Genomic DNA, 19,046 nt, shown 5'->3' on the forward strand with positions numbered 1-19,046 from the left:
ACTCACCTCAATAAAGGCTACTAAATCGTATCACAACTTAGTAGCCTTTGCAAGAAATTTAACTAAATATTTACAAAATTTTGAATTGTTTCTAAAGCACGTGTAGCATACGCTTCATTTCGTTCTACTTTCTTTTTAATCTTCTTCTCTAACGGTGCGAATAGACCGAAGTTCGCATTCATTGGTTGGAAGTTTTTCGCATTTGTTGCTGTAATATAATTCGCCATACTTCCCATTGCAGTTACAGGTGGTAATACAACCGGCTCTTCGCCTCGTACAAGACGAGCGGCGTTAATACCTGCCAATAATCCTGATGCTGCTGATTCAACATATCCCTCTACTCCAGTCATTTGACCAGCGAAGAATAAATCATCTCGTTGTTTATATTGATATGTTGGACGAAGCAAATTAGGTGAATTAATAAACGTATTACGATGCATTACACCGTAACGTACAATCTCTGCGTTTTCCAGTCCCGGAATTAACTGTAACACTTCTTTTTGTGGTCCCCATTTTAAATGTGTTTGGAAACCTACAATATTGTATAACGTTCCCGCTGCATCATCTTGACGTAACTGAACAACAGCATATGGCGTTTTCCCTGTTTTCGGATCTTCTAATCCAACAGGTTTCATTGGTCCAAATACTAACGTCTGTCTTCCTCTACTTGCCATAACCTCTACCGGCATACAACCTTCAAAGAAAATTTCTTTCTCAAATTCTTTTAAAGGTACTGTCTCAGCAGCAATTAAAGCTTCATAAAAACGGTCAAATTCTTCTTCTGTCATCGGACAATTTAAATATGCCGCTTCACCTTTATCATAACGTGATTTTAAATATACTTTATTCATATCAATGCTGTCTTTTTCAACGATTGGTGCCGCAGCATCATAGAAATAAAAATAATCTTCACCCGTTAGTTCTTTTAATTGCGCCGAAAGATCAGGAGACGTAAGCGGACCTGTCGCAATAACAGTTGGTCCTTCTGGAATTTCAGTGATTTCTTCATTCATAACAGTTACGTTTGGATGATTTTTCACATACTCAGTTACTTTTGCCGCAAATTCATGACGGTCTACAGCTAAAGCCCCTCCTGCTGGTACAGAACACTCATCAGCTGCACGAATAATAACAGAGTCCATTAGGCGCATTTCTTCTTTAATAACACCAACAGCATTCGTTAATGTATTCGCACGAAGAGAGTTACTGCATACTAGCTCCGCAAATTTATCTGTGTGGTGAGCTGGCGTTTGTCGTACCGGTCTCATTTCATATAATTTCACTTGGACACCACGTTTTGCAATTTGGTAAGCTGCTTCACTTCCTGCAAGACCTGCGCCAATGACGTTTACTACTTGTGTTGTCATATATATCACCTTTCCTTTTCTTCCCGAAAAAAATGTGAGCAGTTACGCTCACATTTGTTGTTCTTCTTCATAGTCACACGAAATACATTGTACTTGCACGCCTTTTTTCAACTTCTTCTCTACGAGCATACCTTCGCACTTCGGACATTTACGGCCAATTGGCTTATCCCAAGATACAAAATCACATTCTGGATACGTACCACATCCATAGAAAAGACGTTTCTTTTTATTACTACGACGTTCAATAATTTGTCCTTCTTCACACTTCGGACAAGTAACACCAATTTCTTTCACAATCGGCTTTGTATTACGACACTCAGGGAAATTCGAACATGCCATAAACTTCCCGTATTTACCCATCTTAAAGACCATTGGGTGATTACATAATTCACAATCTTCCCCAGCTGGTTCATCTTTAATTTCCACTTCACGCATTTCTTTTTCCGCTTTTTCTAAACGCGGTTCAAAGCCTACGTAGAAATCATCAACAATTTTCACCCAATTCGCGTTTCCTTCTTCTACTTCATCAAGGCTTTGCTCCATATTGGCAGTAAATTCAATGTTAATAATTTCCGGGAAAAACTCTAAAATAAGTTCAATTACTATTTCACCAAGTTCAGTTGGAACGAAGCGTTTATTATCCAAACCTACATATCCACGTTTTTGAATCGTTTCAAGCGTCGGTACATAAGTAGATGGTCTTCCAATCCCAAGCTCTTCAAGTGTTCTTACTAAACGAGCCTCTGTATAGCGCGGAGGAGGTTGTGTAAAATGTTGCTTTGGTTCTAAATCCTTTGAAAATACGGTTTCCCCTACTTCTAAAGGTGGCAACATCTTATCCTTTTCTTCAGCACCATCATCTTTCGACTCTACATACACTTTCATAAATCCTGGGAACTTTACAACCGATCCACTTGCACGGAACTGAACATTGTTATTAATGAGTCTCGCTGTAACAGTATCCATTATAGCAGATGCCATTTGACTTGCAACAAATCGCTCCCAAATCAGTTTATACAAACGAAGTTGATCACGACTCAAGAAAGTTTTTAATTCCTCTGGCTTTCTCATTATCGAAGTAGGACGAATCGCCTCATGCGCATCTTGTGCTTTCGACTTTTTCGTTTCTTTCTTCTTCTCTGTTCCTATGTATTCCTCACCAAACGCCTCAGTAATATAAGCACGAGCCTCTGTTTGAGCTGTTTCTGAGATACGCGTTGAATCGGTTCTCATATACGTAATAAGACCTACAGTCCCTTGTTTCCCAAGATCGATCCCTTCATACAGCTGCTGTGCAAGCATCATTGTTTTCTTTGCTCGCATATTTAATTTACGCGCAGCCTCTTGTTGCAAGGAAGATGTTGTAAACGGTAATGCAGGATTACGCTTTCGCTCTTTTCGTGTTACATTTTCAACCGAAAAAGCATTATCTTTCATCTTTTCGATTATTTCATTTACTTGTTCTTCGTTCGTTAATTGAACTTTTTCTCCATCTACACCGTAAAAGCTTGCCTCAAATGTGTCTTTTCCTTTCACAAATTCTGTTTTAATTGTCCAGAATTCTTCAGGTTCAAAGTTTTGAATTTCTCTTTCACGTTCGATAATTAAACGAACTGCTACAGATTGTACGCGTCCTGCACTTAATCCTTTTTTTACTTTCTTCCATAATAAAGGACTAATATTATAGCCAACAAGACGATCGAGTATACGCCTTGCCTGTTGTGCATCAACTAAATCCATATTAATTGCACGAGGATATTTAAATGATTCTTTTATTGCATCTTTTGTAATCTCATTAAATACAACTCGGCAATCTGATTCAACGTCCACATTTAACGTATTCGCTAAATGCCAAGCAATTGCTTCCCCTTCACGATCCGGATCGGCCGCGAGATAGACTTTCTTTGCTTTTTTCGCCGCTGATTTTAAATCTTTTAAAACGGGACCTTTACCACGAATGGTAATATACTTCGGGGTGAAGTTATTCTTTACTTCTATCCCCATTTGGCTTTTAGGTAAATCGCGGACATGTCCCATGGACGCGACGACTTTGTATTTTTTCCCTAAATATTTCTCAATGGTCTTCGCCTTAGAAGGCGACTCCACGATTACGAGGTAATCTGACATGCTAGTGCCTCCTTAAGAGGTGGATTCAAGTCTTCATTAATCTTATTGACTTCTCTTGTTTTTGTCAATCAAGAATGAATATACCATACAGCGACAATCTACCATTTGTCAATAATTGTTTAATAAAAACATAAAAATATAAGGTTAATTTTAAATTTCTTCGAGGATATCATCTGCATTTCGTACTAGTTTTGCCCCTTGTTGAATAAGATGATTCGTTCCCGATGCATTATCTGTAAATATAGGTCCAGGAAGGGCAAATACCTCTCTATTTTGCTCTAACGCAAGGTCCGCAGTAATAAGTGTTCCACTTCTCGATTTTGCTTCTACAACTAAAACCCCTTTACTTATACCACTAATTATCCGATTCCTTTTTGGAAAATACCATTTTTTCGGTGCATAGTGCGGGGGATACTCTGTTAATAACAATATATACTCCTTCCACATTTCATATAAATACCTATTCTCTTTTGGATACATATAAGATAATCCGTGTCCCAATATCGCAATAGTCGGGCACTGCTGTCTTACTGTAATTTCATGAGAAATTGTATCTATCCCTCTTGCAAAACCACTGACAATAAGCCATTCCCTTTGTAATAAGGGGTGTAAAATAAACTTTATACTCTCATGCCCATATAAAGTTGGTTCTCTCGTTCCAACAACTGCTAGTTTATTTGCTTTATTGAGAAAATCCTTCTCTCCTTTTCCATATAAAACAAATGGAGGGTCTTGTATTTCACGTAATAATTTTGGATATTCTTCATCCCATATAGTTATATAAAAGATTCGATTTTTCTCTAAATCAGAGATATATTGCGGGAGATTTGAACTTCGAAGAAAATTCACTAATTCTGAAGATTTTTTTGAGGATATTCCAGTGTAGTATTCAATTTGTTTGGAATTAAACGTGTATATTTTCTTCAATTCTGGATCGACATATAGTAGCCTCTCTATCGCCTTCCAATGATCTGCTAACATATAATGAAGATGTAATAATCGTTCTCGTTTCATCTCATTTCTCCTTACCCATAATTTTTATTATGTAAACAGAAGAAGTATAAAAAGACACCTCTAATAAGAAGGTGTCTTTCAAAAAGATTAATAGTTTTTACAAGTTTCAAATAATCCCTTTTCTTTTAAAACAGAGATTAATGTTTCACCCATAACAGCTGGTGTTTCAGCTACTTTAATACCACAAGCTTCCATTGTTTTAATCTTTTCAGCAGCAGTTCCTTTACCACCAGAAATGATTGCACCAGCATGACCCATACGTTTGCCTTCAGGCGCAGTTTGACCACCAATGAAGCCTACAACTGGTTTTGTCATATTAGCTTTTACCCATTCAGCTGCTTCTTCTTCTGCCGTACCGCCGATTTCACCAATCATAATTACAGCATGTGTTTCTTCATCTTCATTAAATGCTTTTAACGCATCAATAAAGTCTGTACCGTTAACAGGGTCCCCGCCGATACCTACAGCAGTAGATTGGCCAATACCTTCTTGTGTTAACTGATGTACAGCTTCATACGTTAATGTACCAGAGCGAGATACGATACCAACATGACCTTTTTTATGAATGTATCCTGGCATAATACCAATTTTACATTCATCAGGTGTAATGACACCAGGACAGTTTGGTCCAAGTAAACGTGTATGTTTACCCGCCATATATCTCTTTACATTTACCATATCTAATACAGGGATTCCTTCAGTAATACATACTACTAAATCGATCTTTGCATCAACTGCTTCCATAATTGCATCAGCCGCAAAAGCGGGTGGAACGTATACAACTGAAGCGTTTGCGCCTGTTGCTTTCACTGCATCTTCTACAGTATCAAATACTGGTACACCTTCAATATCAGTGCCACCTTTACCTGGTGTTACACCACCGACAATTTTCGTACCGTATTCAATCATTTGCTTTGTATGGAATAACCCTTGAGAACCTGTAATACCTTGAACAATAACTTTTGTATCTTTATTAACTAATACGCTCATTTTTCTCCCCCGCTTTCTATTAGCCCACTAGTGAAACAATTTTTTGTGCACCGTCTGCCATAGATTCTGCTGCAACAATATTTAAACCAGACTCATTTAAAATCTTCTTACCTAACTCTACGTTTGTACCTTCAAGACGTACAACTAAAGGTAACTCAAGACCTACTTGCTTCGTTGCTTCAATAACACCTTCTGCGATAACATCACACTTCATAATGCCACCAAAAATGTTAACGAAAATACCTTTTACATTTTTGTCAGAAAGGATAATTTTAAATGCTTCTGTAACTTTTTCAGCTGTTGCACCGCCACCAACATCTAAGAAGTTAGCTGGGTCACCATGGTAATGTTTAATGATATCCATTGTAGCCATCGCTAAACCTGCACCATTAACCATACAACCGATATTTCCATCTAAAGGAATGTAGTTTAAGTCATATTTAGAAGCTTCAATTTCTTTTGAATCTTCTTCATCAAGATCACGAAGTTCTAAAATGTCTTTATGACGATATAACGCATTAGAATCAAAGTTTAATTTTGCATCTAAAGCCATAACTTTACCGTCACCTGTTGTAACAAGTGGATTAATCTCAGCGATAGAGCAATCTTTTTCGATAAACGCACTATATAAGCCCATCATAAACTTCACAGCTTGTCCTACAAGCTCTTTTGGAATATTGATGTTAAATGCGATTCGACGTGCTTGGAAACCTTGTAAACCTACTGCTGGATCGATATATTCTTTAAAGATTTTTTCAGGTGTTTTTTCTGCTACTTCTTCAATTTCTGTTCCGCCTTCTTCAGACGCCATTAAAACAACTTGAGAAGTTGCACGATCTAACACAAGACCTACGTAATATTCTTTTTTAATATCGCAACCTTCTTCGATAAGTAAGCGTTTTACTTCCTTACCTTCAGGACCTGTTTGATGTGTTACAAGTGTAGTTCCTAAAATGCTCTCTGCATATGTACGAACTTCATCTAAATTTTTCGCAACTTTTACACCGCCAGCTTTGCCGCGTCCACCAGCGTGAATTTGCGCTTTAACTACACATACATCCGTTCCTAATTCCTTCGCTGCTTCTACAGCTTCTTCTACTGTAAATGCAACCTTCCCGTTCGGAACGCTAACCCCATAGCTTCTAAGGACTGCCTTACCTTGGTACTCATGGATATTCATGGTCCCATCCTCCCCTGTTTTCCTGTTTTACTCGAAAAGTTTTTTAATGTTTAAAAAACATTACATTGCCATTGTATAAGATGATTGCCACGCTGTCTACAATAAAGTGTCAGAAAACTGAAATCGCTTTATTCTTTTTTGAAAATAATAATGTTCATATACCAAAATAAAAAAATAAGCTGCGAAAACACAGCTTATTTTTGGATCATATCTTTAATTGGCGCAAACGATTTCCGATGTTCCTCTAAAATACCATGCGCTTCAATCGCTTCTAAATGTTGTTTTGTTCCATATCCCATATGTTGCTCAAATCCGTATGCAGGATACTTTTTTCCAAACTCTTTCATCATTCGATCTCTCGTTACTTTCGCAATAATTGAGGCCGCTGAGATCGAGACACTTTTCGCATCACCTTTAATAATTGAAGTTTGTGGAATTGGTGTCGGCAACTTCATCGCATCAATTAATAAATATTGCGGTGTACAAGATAAATTCGCAACAGCATCTAACATTGCTTGTTTCGTTGCTTGATAAATATTTATTTCATCAATAATTTGTGGTGATACAATTCCAACTCCAATTGCAATCGCATTTTCTTTAATTTCATCATAAAAACGCTCACGTTTCGCTTCACTCAGCTTCTTTGAGTCATTTAACCCTGGAATATAAAAATCTTCCGGAAGGACAACAGCCGCCGTCACAACAGGACCAGCTAGCGGTCCACGTCCCACTTCATCAATACCCGCGATATATATAAGACCTTTTTCACGTAACGCATTTTCATACTTTGACATTTCAATAAACTTCTCTTTTTCCTTTTGGGCTAACTCTTTTTGTTTGTACCACTTCAAAATGAGTTTTTGAATACCTTTTCGTTCATCATTCATTAACATTTGAAAGCGGTCGTCTTCTTCATTCATAATTTCTTGCAGTACATTTTCTGCTTCTTGTATAGTCATTTTTTGCATATATATACACTCCTTTTTAAACGTATTCAAAAAGAAAAGACGTACAAACGCACGTCTTATACTTCTTATACTTCTTCTACTTTTTTCCCATCTTCTACCTGCTCTGCAAACTCTTCTGGTGTTTCAAACGTCATTTTTCCAAGTTTACCACCACGAAGCTCACGAAGTACAAGTTCAGATGTTTTATCATAATCAATCATTCCGCCGCCCATTAAGCAACCTCTGTTTTTTCCAATTGCATCAAATAACTCCACAATATCTTCTGGAATGTCATTTAAATTATATCGCTCTTTTAATCGCTCTGGATAATGTTTTTCCATAAAACGCAATGCATAAACAGCTACATCTTGTAGATTTAAAATAGAGTCTTTAATTGCACCAGTCGTAGCTAGACGCAAACCAACTAATTCATCTTCAAATTTAGGCCATAGAATACCTGGTGTATCAAGTAACTCCATTTCTTTTCCAACTTTAATCCACTGCTGAGCTGTAGTTACGCCAGGACGATCTCCTGTTTTTGCTATATTCTTCTTCGCTAACTTATTAATCAAAGTAGATTTACCAACGTTTGGAATACCTACAATTAAAGCACGAATTGCTCTCGGTCTAATACCTTTAGCAACCATTTTATCAAATTTTTCTTTAACCAACACTTTACAAGCTGCTGCAATTTCCTTCATACCTTGTCCAGCTTGTGCGTTAATTGAAATGGCCATATGACCTTTTTCTTTAAAATATGCGATCCATTGTTTTGTTAAACGGTCATCGGCCATATCCGCTTTATTTAAAACAACAAGCCTCGGTTTATGTGTAATAATCTCATCAATCATTGGATTTCGAGAAGATAAAGGTAATCGAGCGTCTACAAGCTCAATTACAACATCAATTAACTTTAATTTTTCTGTTACTTGGCGTCTAGCCTTTGCCATATGTCCTGGGAACCATTGAATTACCATGTTGCCACCTTCTTTTCTTTTATTTCACAATACGAGCATCTTTTAACGGCCAATATAGTATATTTGCTTTTCCAATCACTCGGTCCATTGAAATTGTACCAATCGAACGGCTATCTTTACTGAAACGACGATTATCGCCTAGAACAAATAATTGACCTTCTGGAACAGTTTTCTTCCCTGTCATTTCTTCAAGAGTAAAATCATATGTAAGTGGCCCATCAGCAATTTGTTTTTTCTGCTTGTCTAGATACGGCTCCTCATAAGCCTTTCCGTTAACATATAGTATATCATTGCGATATTCTATTTCATCACCTGGCAGGCCAATAATACGCTTAATATAATCTTTATCTTCCGTCGCTCGGAATACGATAATATCAAATCGTTTTGGATCTCCTATGTGATAACCAATTTTATTGACAATCATTCGATCACGATCATGTAAAGTAGACGCCATCGATACTCCATCTACGAGAATTGGCGCAAAGAAAAACTGTCTAATAACGCCCGCTAATACAACAGCAATTAAAATTGCCTTGATCCATTCCCAAAGTGAACTCTTTTCTTTCTTCATGTATTTCCCCTCCACGGTTATGTAAGCTGCTCGTATTATATCAAAAATTTATATAGATTGGAAAAAGGGAGCTTGTGTATTTACAAGCTCCCATACATGTCTTATCGAATTTCTTTAATACGTGCTTTTTTACCGCGAAGGTTACGTAAGTAGTATAACTTAGCACGACGTACTTTACCACGGCGAAGTACTTCGATGTTCGCGATTCTTGGCGTGTGAACTGGGAATGTACGCTCAACACCTACACCGTAAGAAATCTTACGAACTGTGAATGTTTCACTGATTCCGCCACCACGACGTTTAATTACAACACCTTCGAAAAGCTGAATTCTTTCACGAGTTCCCTCAACTACTTTTACGTGTACACGTAAAGTGTCTCCAGGACGGAATGAAGGAAGGTCAGTTTTTAATTGGCCTTTTGTAATTTCTGCGATTAATTGTTGCATATTAAATTCTCTCCTTTAAACAGATGCTCTTATAAAGTCTTAATAAATTACAGCGGAACATCGTTAATACGGCTACTGATTTCAGTAACACAAATGTTATAATAGCATATTGCTAGGACTGTTGCAATAGAAAATATATCAAGCCCTTATTTGTCTTCTTTAATCTGTTTCAACCATTTCTCTTCTTGTTTAGAAAATTCTCGGTCTTCCAGTAAATCCGGTCTACGTGTATACGTGCGACGCAAGGACTCTTTATGTCGCCATTCATCAATATTTTTATGATTTCCCGACATTAGTACATCCGGTACCTTCATACCCCGAAAATCAGCTGGACGCGTATAGTGAGGATGCTCTAATAAACCTGTACTAAACGAATCTTCCACTTGTGAAGCATGATTCCCTAACACTCCTGGCAAAAGACGTACGACACTATCAGTAATCACCATTGAGGCTAATTCCCCGCCTGTTAATACGTAGTCACCAATAGATATCTCATCTGTTACAAGATGTTCACGAATTCGTTCATCGTACCCTTCATAATGGCCACATACAAAAATAACATGCTCTTCTTCAGCAAGCTCTTCTGCTTTCTTCTGCGTAAAACGCTCTCCTTGTGGACACATTAAGACGATCCTCGGTTTACGGTCCGTTTCCTTCGTTAACTCTTCCACCGCATCAAAGATAGGCTGCGGGGTTAATACCATCCCAGCGCCACCACCATACGGATAATCATCTACACTATTATGCTTACTAGTCGTATAATCACGGAAATTGACAACACGAAGCTCTACAGCTTCTTTTTCTTGTGCTTTCTTTAAAATTGAAGACCCAAACACACCCGTAAACATATCTGGAAACAACGTTAAAATGTCAATTTTCATTATAGCAATCCTTCCATTACATGAATGGTTACTAATTTATTTTCAATATTAACTTGAAGTACAACGTCATCAATATAAGGAATTAAAAGATCTTGACCTTTTGGTCGTTTAATCACCCAAACATCATTTGCACCAGGAGATAGAATCTCTTTGATTGTTCCTAACGCTTCTCCTTCTTCCGTTACAACGCTGCAACCAATAATTTCATGATAGTAGTATTCACCTTCAGCTAGTTCGCCTAACTGCTCTTCTGGTACTTTTATTAAAGAACCTTTGAACTTCTCTACTTCATCTACATTGTTGTATCCTTCAAATGTTAATAAATCAAATGTCTTATGTTGACGATGAGAAGTTACCTTTACCGGAAGATAGTCTGTACTTTTCTCATTCGATATGTATAACGTGTTTCCTACTTTATATCGCTCTTCCGGAAAATCAGTACGAGAAATAACACGAATTTCTCCTCTTACGCCATGAGTATTTACAATTTTCCCTACGTTAAACCATTTTGTCATAAATAGTATGTCACCCCTGGTTTCTATATAAATTAAGCATCTCCATTTCATGTATGGAACATGCAATCTCTCTTTAAATGTTAAAAAAGGGAGAGGAAATAACTCCTCGCCCTTTTTACATTTATTGAATTTCCAGTGTTACTTTTTCATCATTATGATGTCCCACTGAATACAAGAGCATTCGAATCGCTTTCGCAACTCTCCCTTGCTTTCCAATGACTTTTCCAACATCCTCAGGATGTACAGTTAATCGATACTTTATCTCTCCGTTGTAAAGTTCCTGTGTAACTTTTACATCTTCAGGATGATCGACAAGAGGCTTGACAATCGTCTCGACTAACTTCTTCATAGTCATTGCCTCAATTACTTACCTTGTTTAGATAAGTGGAATTTCTCCATGATACCTTGGTTAGAGAATAGGTTACGAACTGTATCAGATGGTTTAGCACCGTTTCCTAACCATTTTAATGCTGCTTCTTCGTTGATCTTAACTTCAGCTGGTTGAGCAACCGGATTGTAAGTACCGATTTCCTCAATGAAACGTCCGTCACGAGGAGAACGAGAATCTGCAACAACTACACGATAGAAAGGAGTTTTTTTAGCTCCCATACGTTTTAAACGAATTTTAACTGCCATTTATAAAGCACCTCCGAATTTATTTCACACAGATAATTATATTAGCAAAAAGACTATTGCTTTGTAAAGTATTTTTTCTTAACAGAGCCATCTTTTTTCCTTACATGAATGGAAATTTCAATCCACCTAGTCCTTTTTTCTTACCTTTTTGCATTCCCGTCATCGTTTTCATCATTTTTTTCATATCATCAAATTGCTTGATTAGACGATTGATTTCTTGTACCGTTGTACCGCTACCTTTGGCAATGCGTTTTTTACGACTAGCATTGATTATTTCCGGTTGTTCTCGCTCTAATTTAGTCATAGAACGAATAATTGCCTCAATATGCCCAATTTGTTTTTCATCAACTTGCGCATTTTTCAGCCCTTTAATTTTATTTGCACCAGGAAGCATTCCTAACAATTCATCAAGTGGTCCAAGTTGACGCACTTGTCCAAGTTGTTCTAGGAAATCGTCAAGCGTAAACGAAAGCGTACGCATTTTTTGCTCAAGTTCTTTTGCTTTCTCTTCATCAACTGTAGCTTGCGCTTTTTCAATTAATGTTAAGACGTCGCCCATCCCTAAAATACGGGATGCCATACGTTCTGGATGGAACGCTTCAATTGCATCTAGTTTTTCACCCATACCAGCAAATTTAATTGGTGTGTTTGTTACAGCCTTAATAGATAATGCCGCACCACCGCGCGTGTCACCATCTAATTTCGTTAATACAACACCTGTTAAACCTAACTGCTCATGGAAACTTTGTGCAACATTTACCGCGTCTTGTCCTGTCATCGCATCGACAACAAGGAAAATTTCATCCGGTTTCGCAACTTCTTTCACTTTCGCTAATTCATCCATTAGTTCTTCATCAATATGCAGGCGACCTGCTGTATCGATTAAAACATAATCGTGATGATCTTCTTTCGCTTTTGCAATCGCTTGTTTCGCAATTTCAACAGGACTTACTTGATCTCCTAAGGAGAAAACAGGCATGTCCAATTGCTTCCCTAATGTTTCAAGCTGTTTAATCGCTGCTGGACGGTAAATATCCGCTGCAACAAGCATCGGTTTACGATTATGCTTTTTACGAAGCAAATTCGCAAGTTTACCTGTTGTCGTCGTTTTACCCGCACCTTGCAGACCAACCATCATTATAACAGTAGGTGGCTTATTAGCAACAGCAATTTTGCTTTGCTCTCCGCCCATAAGTTCTGTAAGTTCTTCCTGTACGATTTTAATTACTTGTTGTCCAGGTGTCAAACTTTTCATTACATCTTGTCCGACAGCACGCTCAGACACACGCTTTATAAAATCTTTTACTACTTTAAAGTTAACATCTGCTTCTAAAAGAGCTAGACGAACTTCTCTCATCATTTCTTTCACATCGGCTTCAGAAACTTTTCCTTTGCCGCGGATTTTTTGCATTGTCTGTTGAAGTCGGTCGGCTAATCCTTCAAATGCCATATTGCCGCCCTCCTAATCTAATTTTTCGATAGCTTCAACAACTTGTTTCATTTCTTCATTCACATGCTCTTCTTCGCTGATTAGCTGTTTTAGCTTTGCAACAAGTCGCTGTCGCTCTTGAAACTTTTGAAGTAATACTAATTTATCTTCATATTCTTCAAGCATCGCTTCAGTCCGTTTAATGTTATCATACACGGCTTGGCGGCTTACATCAAATTCTTCCGCAATTTCACCAAGAGATAAATCATCTAGATAATAAAGCGACATATAACTTCTTTGTTTTTGCGTTAACAACGATTGATAAAAATCAAATAAGTAGTTCATTCTCGTTGTTTTTTCGAGCATGTTGGATCATCCTTTGTTAAGTGATTTCCCTTTACATGAATTAGTTTACATGGAGTACAAAAGAGTGTCAAGTTTTTTTCTTAACATCACATATTTTTATAGAAAAAGAAGCGGAAATACCGCTTCTTTCACTTATACTTCTTCTGTTTCTACTAAGTTCGCAAATAAGCCATACACATATTGTTCTGGATCAAATTGCTGCAGATCATCCATTTGCTCTCCTAGTCCAACAAATTTCACCGGTACATCCATTTCGTTACGAATCGCTAATACGATACCACCTTTAGCAGTTCCGTCTAACTTCGTTAAAACAATACCAGTAACATTCGTTGCCTCGCGGAATGTTTTTGCTTGGCTTAAACCGTTTTGTCCAGTTGTTGCATCAATAACAAGTAATACTTCATGAGGAGCCCCTGGTACTTCACGTTCGATTACACGCTTCACTTTCTCTAATTCTTTCATTAAGTTCACTTTATTTTGCAGGCGACCTGCTGTGTCACATAGCAATACATCTACTTTACGTGCTTTCGCAGCTTGTACAGCGTCGTACATAACCGCCGCTGGGTCAGACCCTGATCCTTGTTTAATCACTTCTACACCAACACGATCGCCCCATACTTCTAATTGTTCAATCGCCCCAGCACGGAATGTATCTCCTGCCGCTAATAAGACAGACTTGCCCTCTGATTTAAATTTATGTGCCAACTTACCAATTGTCGTCGTTTTCCCTACACCATTAACACCAACAAATAAAACTACTGTTAATTGATCCTCTTGTATATTAACTTCATTACTAAAGTCGCTATCACCTTTGTAAATTCCTACTAACTTTTCTGAAATAACAGCCTGTACTTCTTTCGGATCTTGAATATTACGACGTTGCACTTCTTCTTTCAACTGATCAATTAATTCCATTACCGTCGAAACTCCGACATCTGCACTAATTAAGATTTCTTCTAATTCCTCAAAGAAATCTTCGTCTATTTTGCGGTAACGATACACTAAATCATTTACTTTATCAGCAAATGAATTTCTTGTTTTTTCTAATCCTTGTTTAAACTTCTCTGTTACCGTATCCGTTTGTTTTGAAATTTTTTCTTTTAATTTTTTAAAAAAGCTCATACTTCCCATCCTTCCTATTTGCTTGCCACAAGTTCTTCGCCATCATCCAAACGAACAGAAACAAGCTTAGACACCCCTGATTCTTGCATTGTTACACCGTACAATACATCAGACTCTTCCATTGTACCTTTTCTGTGTGTAATTACAATAAACTGTGTTTCATCACTAAATTTCTTTAAATACTGCGCAAAACGAGCTACATTCGCCTCATCAAGAGCCGCTTCTACTTCATCTAGCACACAGAATGGAACTGGGCGTACTTTTAAAATACCAAATAAGAGCGCAATTGCCGTTAAAGCACGCTCTCCACCTGAAAGTAAACCTAAGTTTTGTAGTTTCTTCCCTGGCGGTTGCGCCACAATATCAATACCCGTATTTAATAAGTCCTCTGGGTTTGTCATTACTAAATCCGCTCTTCCGCCTCCGAATAATTCAGAGAATACCAATTGAAACTCCGTTCGAATTCCTTCGAATGTAGTAGAAAAGCGTTTTTTCATCTCTTCATCCATTTCCGTAATAAGTTGATGCAATGTCGATTTCGCTTCTTCTAGATCATCTCTCTGCTCTAGTAAAAATGTATGACGCTCCGCTACACGTTCGTATTCATCAATTGCCCCTAGGTTCACTGTACCTAACTCTTCTATGGATAATTTGATTAATTTTACTTTCTTACGTGCATCTTCTGCTGGCATCGTCATTGTATATTTTAGCTTCGCTGCTTCAAATGAGATCGTATATGTTTCACGTAAATGTTGCAATCTATTTTCTAGCTCTACATCAAGTCGGTTTATTTTCACTTCTTGATCTTTCAACATCTCAAGAATATATTTATGTTTACCTAATGTGTCTTTCACATTGCGCTCTAAACGCTCAACTCTTTCTTGCAGTGATACGCGTTGTTCACGGCGAGAACGAATCAGCTCCGAAGTTTGATTACGATCATACGCTTTCTTCTCAATCATATTCGTAATTTGTTCTTCACCACTTGAATTAGACGTCATTTCTTGTTTTAAGAACGCTAAATCCTCTTTTGTTTTTACAAGCGTTGCATCAGTTTCTTCTTTTTCCTTCGTCAATCGTTCAACTTTTTCTTTTTGATTAGATAAGCGTTGTTGCTTTTCAGCTGCCAGCACCTTTAACTCAGTCATTTCTTTTTGAACGTTTTCTTTCGAAGAGTGTTGCTCACTTTTTTGTTTTGTTAAAGCGACAATTTTACTATCTAACTCCGCAATATCAGCTTGAAGGTTCGTTAAAATACCTTCTAACTCCCCTTTACGCCCTTGGATTTTTACTCGATCTTGTAAAAATCCTTCAATCTCTAAATCATAAATAGATAAGCGATCGTTGATACGATGTTCTTCTAATTCTAAGCGATTAATCTCTTCTCTTAATTTTTGCTCATCTACACGCTCTGCTTCTACACTTTGCCTTAGTTCGCGTATTTTCACTTCTTTTTCTTGAATTTCTTGTTTTACTGCTTTAACAAAGTTTTCTAGCTTTGTTGTTTTTTCTTCCATATCAGTTAGCTTACTCGTCCACTCTTCTAGTTCGCGTTGACGTCCTAATAAAGACGATTTCGCTTGTTTTACCGCTCCACCAGTCATAGAACCACCAGGGTTCACTACATCACCTTCAATTGTTACAATGCGATAACGGTATTGCAGTTGTTTCGCTAACTCATTTGCTCCGCGTAAATCTTTCGCAACTATAACCGTACCTAATAAATTTGAAACTACATTTTCATATTTATTGTTGTACTGCACAAGTTCTGCCGCCACACCTACAAACGACGGGTGTTGATTTACGATACGCAATTGCTCAAATGATAACGATCTACTTTTAATAACAGATTGCGGTAAAAACGTTGCTCGTCCATGTTTATTTTGCTTTAAAAATGTAATTGCATTACGAGCATGTTCCTCTTTTTGTACGACGATATGCTGCATCGCTGCACCTAGAGCAATTTCCATTGCAATTTCATATTCTTTCGGTACCGTTAACAGTTCTGCAACAGCACCCTCGATACCTTGCAACCTATTTTCTCTAGCTTTCAACACTTCACGTACTCCTTGATAGAAGCCAGAGTAATCTTCTTGCATCTCTTCTAGCATTTCTTTTCGAGAACGTGCCTGTTGTACAAATTGATACGCTTGATACAGTTTTGTTTCATTTTCACTATACTGCGCCTTACATTTCCCAAGTGCCGCTTCTGTCTTCTGTATATTTGTAAGGATACCAGCTACTTTTTCTTTCACTTGTTCATAACTTTCCACAAGTTTCGTCTTTTTCGCTGTAATTTCCATACGCATTTCTACATATTTCGCATTTTCTTCATCAAGACGTTCGTTTTTAGAGCTTTGCTGTTTAGATTGTTCTTCAATCATAGATAACTCATTACGATGACTAGCTTGTTGATTTAAAAGTTCAATATAATCACCTTTTAAATTCTCAATTTGTTCCTCTAAATTATCGGCGAAAGTTGCAAGAAGTAGCTCATTATCATGTAGTTTTTTCTCTAACTCTTTTACTTGATTTACAAATTGCATCAACACTTCTGTACTTGATGCAATTTCACCATCATAACTTGTAGCTTTCTCTGTTAATTCAACAATTAACTGTTCAAGTTGTGCACAATGCGTTGTTGCATTTTGCTTCCTCTCTTTTAACAACTCACGTTGTCCTTCTAATTTTTCTAGTTCTTTACTAGAAAGAAGAAGTACTTCTTGCAGAGAGTCTACAGACTCATCTACCGCTTGTAATTGCCCTCGTAATTCCTCAAGCTCTTCTTCACCTTTTTGTAAATCCGTTGACATTTTTGCTTCTTCATTTTTATTATGCCCAAACTGATTTCGAAGCGCTTCCCATTTCTCATGTAATTCTTCAATTTCATGTACAATAAGCGCCGCTTCTACTTTCTCTAATTCTTCTTTATTCTCGAGATAATCTTTCGCAATAGAAGCTTGTCTTTCTAAAGGTTCTACTTGACTACTTAATTCGTGAATTATATCTTGCACACGATTTAAGTTTTCTTGTGTTTCTGCTAATTTCCCTTCAGCTTTCTTTTTACGAAGTTTATATTTCAGCACACCCGCAGCTTCTTCAAATACACCACGACGTTCTTCTGATTTACTACTTAAAATCTCTTCAACTTTCCCCTGGCTAATAATCGAAAAAGCTTCTCTTCCCATACCAGAGTCCATAAATAAATCGATAATATCCTTCAATCTACATGGTTGTTTATTTATATAAAAATCACTGTCACCCGAACGAGATACACGGCGCGTTACACACACCTCATTATATTCAATCGGTAACCGTTGATCTTCATTGTTTAAAGTTATTGTTACTTCAGCAACATTAACCGCTCTTCTCGTATCACTGCCCGCAAAAATAATATCCTCCATCTTTGCACCACGTAATGATTTTGCAGATTGTTCACCAAGTACCCAGCGAATTGCATCCGTAATATTACTTTTCCCACTACCATTAGGTCCTACTACAGAAGTTACACCTGGAACAAAATCAACAGATACACGCTCAGCAAAAGATTTAAATCCTGCTATTTCTAATCTTTTTAAAAACACGAAAGGCCTTCCTCCTATTCTCCGTTGTTACAAATGTTGTCTGTACAAAAACAAGCTATTATACGGATTCCCTCTCCTTTTATTTACAAATAAAAGGAAATTTTTATTCTATGCACAAGGAATCCCCCTCGTTAAAAGGGGGATTCCTTATAGTTGTTCTTTTAATTTTTTCAATGCTTCTGCAGCAGCTTGTTGCTCTGCTTCTTTTTTCGACTTTCCACTACCAAGACCTAATGCCACGTTATTTAACGTAACACGAGACACAAATTCCCGATTGTGGGCCGGTCCTTTTTCTTGTAAAATTTGATACTCAATATTGCCACTACCATCACGCTGAATCAATTCTTGTAATTGGCTCTTATAATCCATCACATGAGAAAAAGCACCTTCATTAATTTTCGGATATACAACTTCTTTTAAGAATCCCCAAACTGTTTCTAGCCCTTGATCAAGGTAAAGGGCTCCAATAAACGCTTCAAAGACATCCGCTAATAAAGCTGGTCGTTCACGTCCACCCGTCATTTCCTCACCTTTTCCTAATAAAACAAGGCTACCAAATGACAACTCGTTTGCAAAACGAACAAGAGATGGTTCACATACAATAGCTGCACGTAGTTTTGTTAACTCTCCTTCGCTCATTGTCGGATATTTTTGAAACAGATACTGTGATACAGTGAGTTCCAATACAGCATCACCAAGAAATTCAAGACGCTCATTGTCCTCATGCGGTTTTTTTCGATGCTCATTCACATACGATGAATGCGTAAATGCTTGAATCAATAATTTTTCATCTGAAAACGTAATACCTATCTCTTCTTGAAATACTTTAAACGCTTCACGATATTTTGTTTCATATTTTTTTTCTCTATGTTTTCGGTACGGCATAAGTCCCTC

At 37.4% G+C, this 19,046-nt stretch carries 18 protein-coding genes; all 18 read right to left on the minus strand.

Annotated elements, in window-relative coordinates; translation table 11 throughout:
- Nucleotides 1-62: 62 nt before the first annotated feature.
- The 18 genes from trmFO to rncS all read right to left on the minus strand — a co-directional run bounded on the left by trmFO (nucleotide 63) and on the right by rncS (nucleotide 19,037).
- The gene (trmFO, locus tag MR065_RS11445; protein ID WP_242213732.1) at nucleotides 63-1,367 is read right to left on the minus strand and encodes an FADH(2)-oxidizing methylenetetrahydrofolate--tRNA-(uracil(54)-C(5))-methyltransferase TrmFO; all 1,305 of its coding nucleotides are present in this window, start codon (nucleotides 1,365-1,367) and stop codon (nucleotides 63-65) included.
- Between the two features lie 48 nt (nucleotides 1,368-1,415).
- The gene (topA, locus tag MR065_RS11450; RefSeq protein ID WP_097902941.1) at nucleotides 1,416-3,494 is read right to left on the minus strand and encodes a type I DNA topoisomerase; all 2,079 of its coding nucleotides are present in this window, start codon (nucleotides 3,492-3,494) and stop codon (nucleotides 1,416-1,418) included.
- Nucleotides 3,495-3,644: 150 nt separating this feature from the next.
- Nucleotides 3,645-4,508 carry a DNA-processing protein DprA gene (dprA, locus tag MR065_RS11455; protein ID WP_242213733.1) on the minus strand — a complete coding sequence of 288 codons (864 nt, stop codon included), beginning with the start codon at nucleotides 4,506-4,508 and terminating at the stop codon, nucleotides 3,645-3,647.
- 87 nt (nucleotides 4,509-4,595) lie between these two features.
- The gene (gene sucD, locus MR065_RS11460) at nucleotides 4,596-5,498 is read right to left on the minus strand and encodes a succinate--CoA ligase subunit alpha (RefSeq protein ID WP_000115185.1); all 903 of its coding nucleotides are present in this window, start codon (nucleotides 5,496-5,498) and stop codon (nucleotides 4,596-4,598) included.
- A 19-nt stretch (nucleotides 5,499-5,517) separates the two neighbouring features.
- Nucleotides 5,518-6,678 carry an ADP-forming succinate--CoA ligase subunit beta gene (sucC, locus tag MR065_RS11465; RefSeq protein ID WP_098990012.1) on the minus strand — a complete coding sequence of 387 codons (1,161 nt, stop codon included), beginning with the start codon at nucleotides 6,676-6,678 and terminating at the stop codon, nucleotides 5,518-5,520.
- A 194-nt stretch (nucleotides 6,679-6,872) separates the two neighbouring features.
- Nucleotides 6,873-7,646, minus strand: coding sequence for a ribonuclease HII (locus tag MR065_RS11470; protein ID WP_242213734.1), 774 nt, complete (start codon nucleotides 7,644-7,646; stop codon nucleotides 6,873-6,875).
- A 65-nt stretch (nucleotides 7,647-7,711) separates the two neighbouring features.
- A complete protein-coding gene (gene ylqF / locus MR065_RS11475) occupies nucleotides 7,712-8,602 on the minus strand; it encodes a ribosome biogenesis GTPase YlqF (RefSeq protein ID WP_097902945.1) in 891 nt (296 codons plus the stop codon).
- 19 nt (nucleotides 8,603-8,621) lie between these two features.
- Entirely contained in the window at nucleotides 8,622-9,173 is a 552-nt protein-coding gene (gene lepB, locus MR065_RS11480) for a signal peptidase I (RefSeq protein ID WP_097902946.1), read from the minus strand.
- 101 nt (nucleotides 9,174-9,274) lie between these two features.
- Nucleotides 9,275-9,619, minus strand: coding sequence for a 50S ribosomal protein L19 (gene rplS, locus MR065_RS11485; protein ID WP_001186517.1), 345 nt, complete (start codon nucleotides 9,617-9,619; stop codon nucleotides 9,275-9,277).
- 146 nt (nucleotides 9,620-9,765) lie between these two features.
- A complete protein-coding gene (gene trmD, locus MR065_RS11490; protein WP_097902947.1) occupies nucleotides 9,766-10,500 on the minus strand; it encodes a tRNA (guanosine(37)-N1)-methyltransferase TrmD in 735 nt (244 codons plus the stop codon).
- Entirely contained in the window at nucleotides 10,500-11,015 is a 516-nt protein-coding gene (rimM, locus tag MR065_RS11495) for a ribosome maturation factor RimM (protein WP_088230132.1), read from the minus strand. The genes trmD and rimM overlap by 1 nt, the downstream gene beginning before the upstream one ends.
- Nucleotides 11,016-11,136: 121 nt before the next feature.
- Nucleotides 11,137-11,364, minus strand: a complete 228-nt coding sequence (locus MR065_RS11500; protein ID WP_000737399.1) for a KH domain-containing protein — start codon at nucleotides 11,362-11,364, stop codon at nucleotides 11,137-11,139.
- Nucleotides 11,365-11,378: 14 nt separating this feature from the next.
- Nucleotides 11,379-11,651 (minus strand): 30S ribosomal protein S16, encoded by a 273-nt coding sequence (gene rpsP, locus MR065_RS11505; RefSeq protein WP_000268750.1) that lies wholly within the window; start codon nucleotides 11,649-11,651, stop codon nucleotides 11,379-11,381.
- A gap of 100 nt (nucleotides 11,652-11,751) precedes the next feature.
- Nucleotides 11,752-13,101, minus strand: coding sequence for a signal recognition particle protein (ffh, locus tag MR065_RS11510; protein WP_002173106.1), 1,350 nt, complete (start codon nucleotides 13,099-13,101; stop codon nucleotides 11,752-11,754).
- 12 nt (nucleotides 13,102-13,113) lie between these two features.
- Nucleotides 13,114-13,446 carry a putative DNA-binding protein gene (locus MR065_RS11515; protein ID WP_000891061.1) on the minus strand — a complete coding sequence of 111 codons (333 nt, stop codon included), beginning with the start codon at nucleotides 13,444-13,446 and terminating at the stop codon, nucleotides 13,114-13,116.
- Between the two features lie 132 nt (nucleotides 13,447-13,578).
- The gene (gene ftsY / locus MR065_RS11520) at nucleotides 13,579-14,568 is read right to left on the minus strand and encodes a signal recognition particle-docking protein FtsY (protein ID WP_000007653.1); all 990 of its coding nucleotides are present in this window, start codon (nucleotides 14,566-14,568) and stop codon (nucleotides 13,579-13,581) included.
- Nucleotides 14,569-14,582: 14 nt separating this feature from the next.
- Complete coding sequence (gene smc / locus MR065_RS11525) at nucleotides 14,583-18,152, minus strand: chromosome segregation protein SMC (RefSeq protein WP_098267856.1); 3,570 nt, start codon at nucleotides 18,150-18,152, stop codon at nucleotides 14,583-14,585.
- 147 nt (nucleotides 18,153-18,299) lie between these two features.
- Nucleotides 18,300-19,037 (minus strand): ribonuclease III, encoded by a 738-nt coding sequence (gene rncS, locus MR065_RS11530; RefSeq protein WP_001146868.1) that lies wholly within the window; start codon nucleotides 19,035-19,037, stop codon nucleotides 18,300-18,302.
- Nucleotides 19,038-19,046 lie beyond the last annotated feature (9 nt).

The organism is Bacillus cereus group sp. BfR-BA-01383 (assembly GCF_022663495.1).
In the GTDB taxonomy this organism is placed as follows: domain Bacteria; phylum Bacillota; class Bacilli; order Bacillales; family Bacillaceae_G; genus Bacillus_A; species Bacillus_A cereus_AU.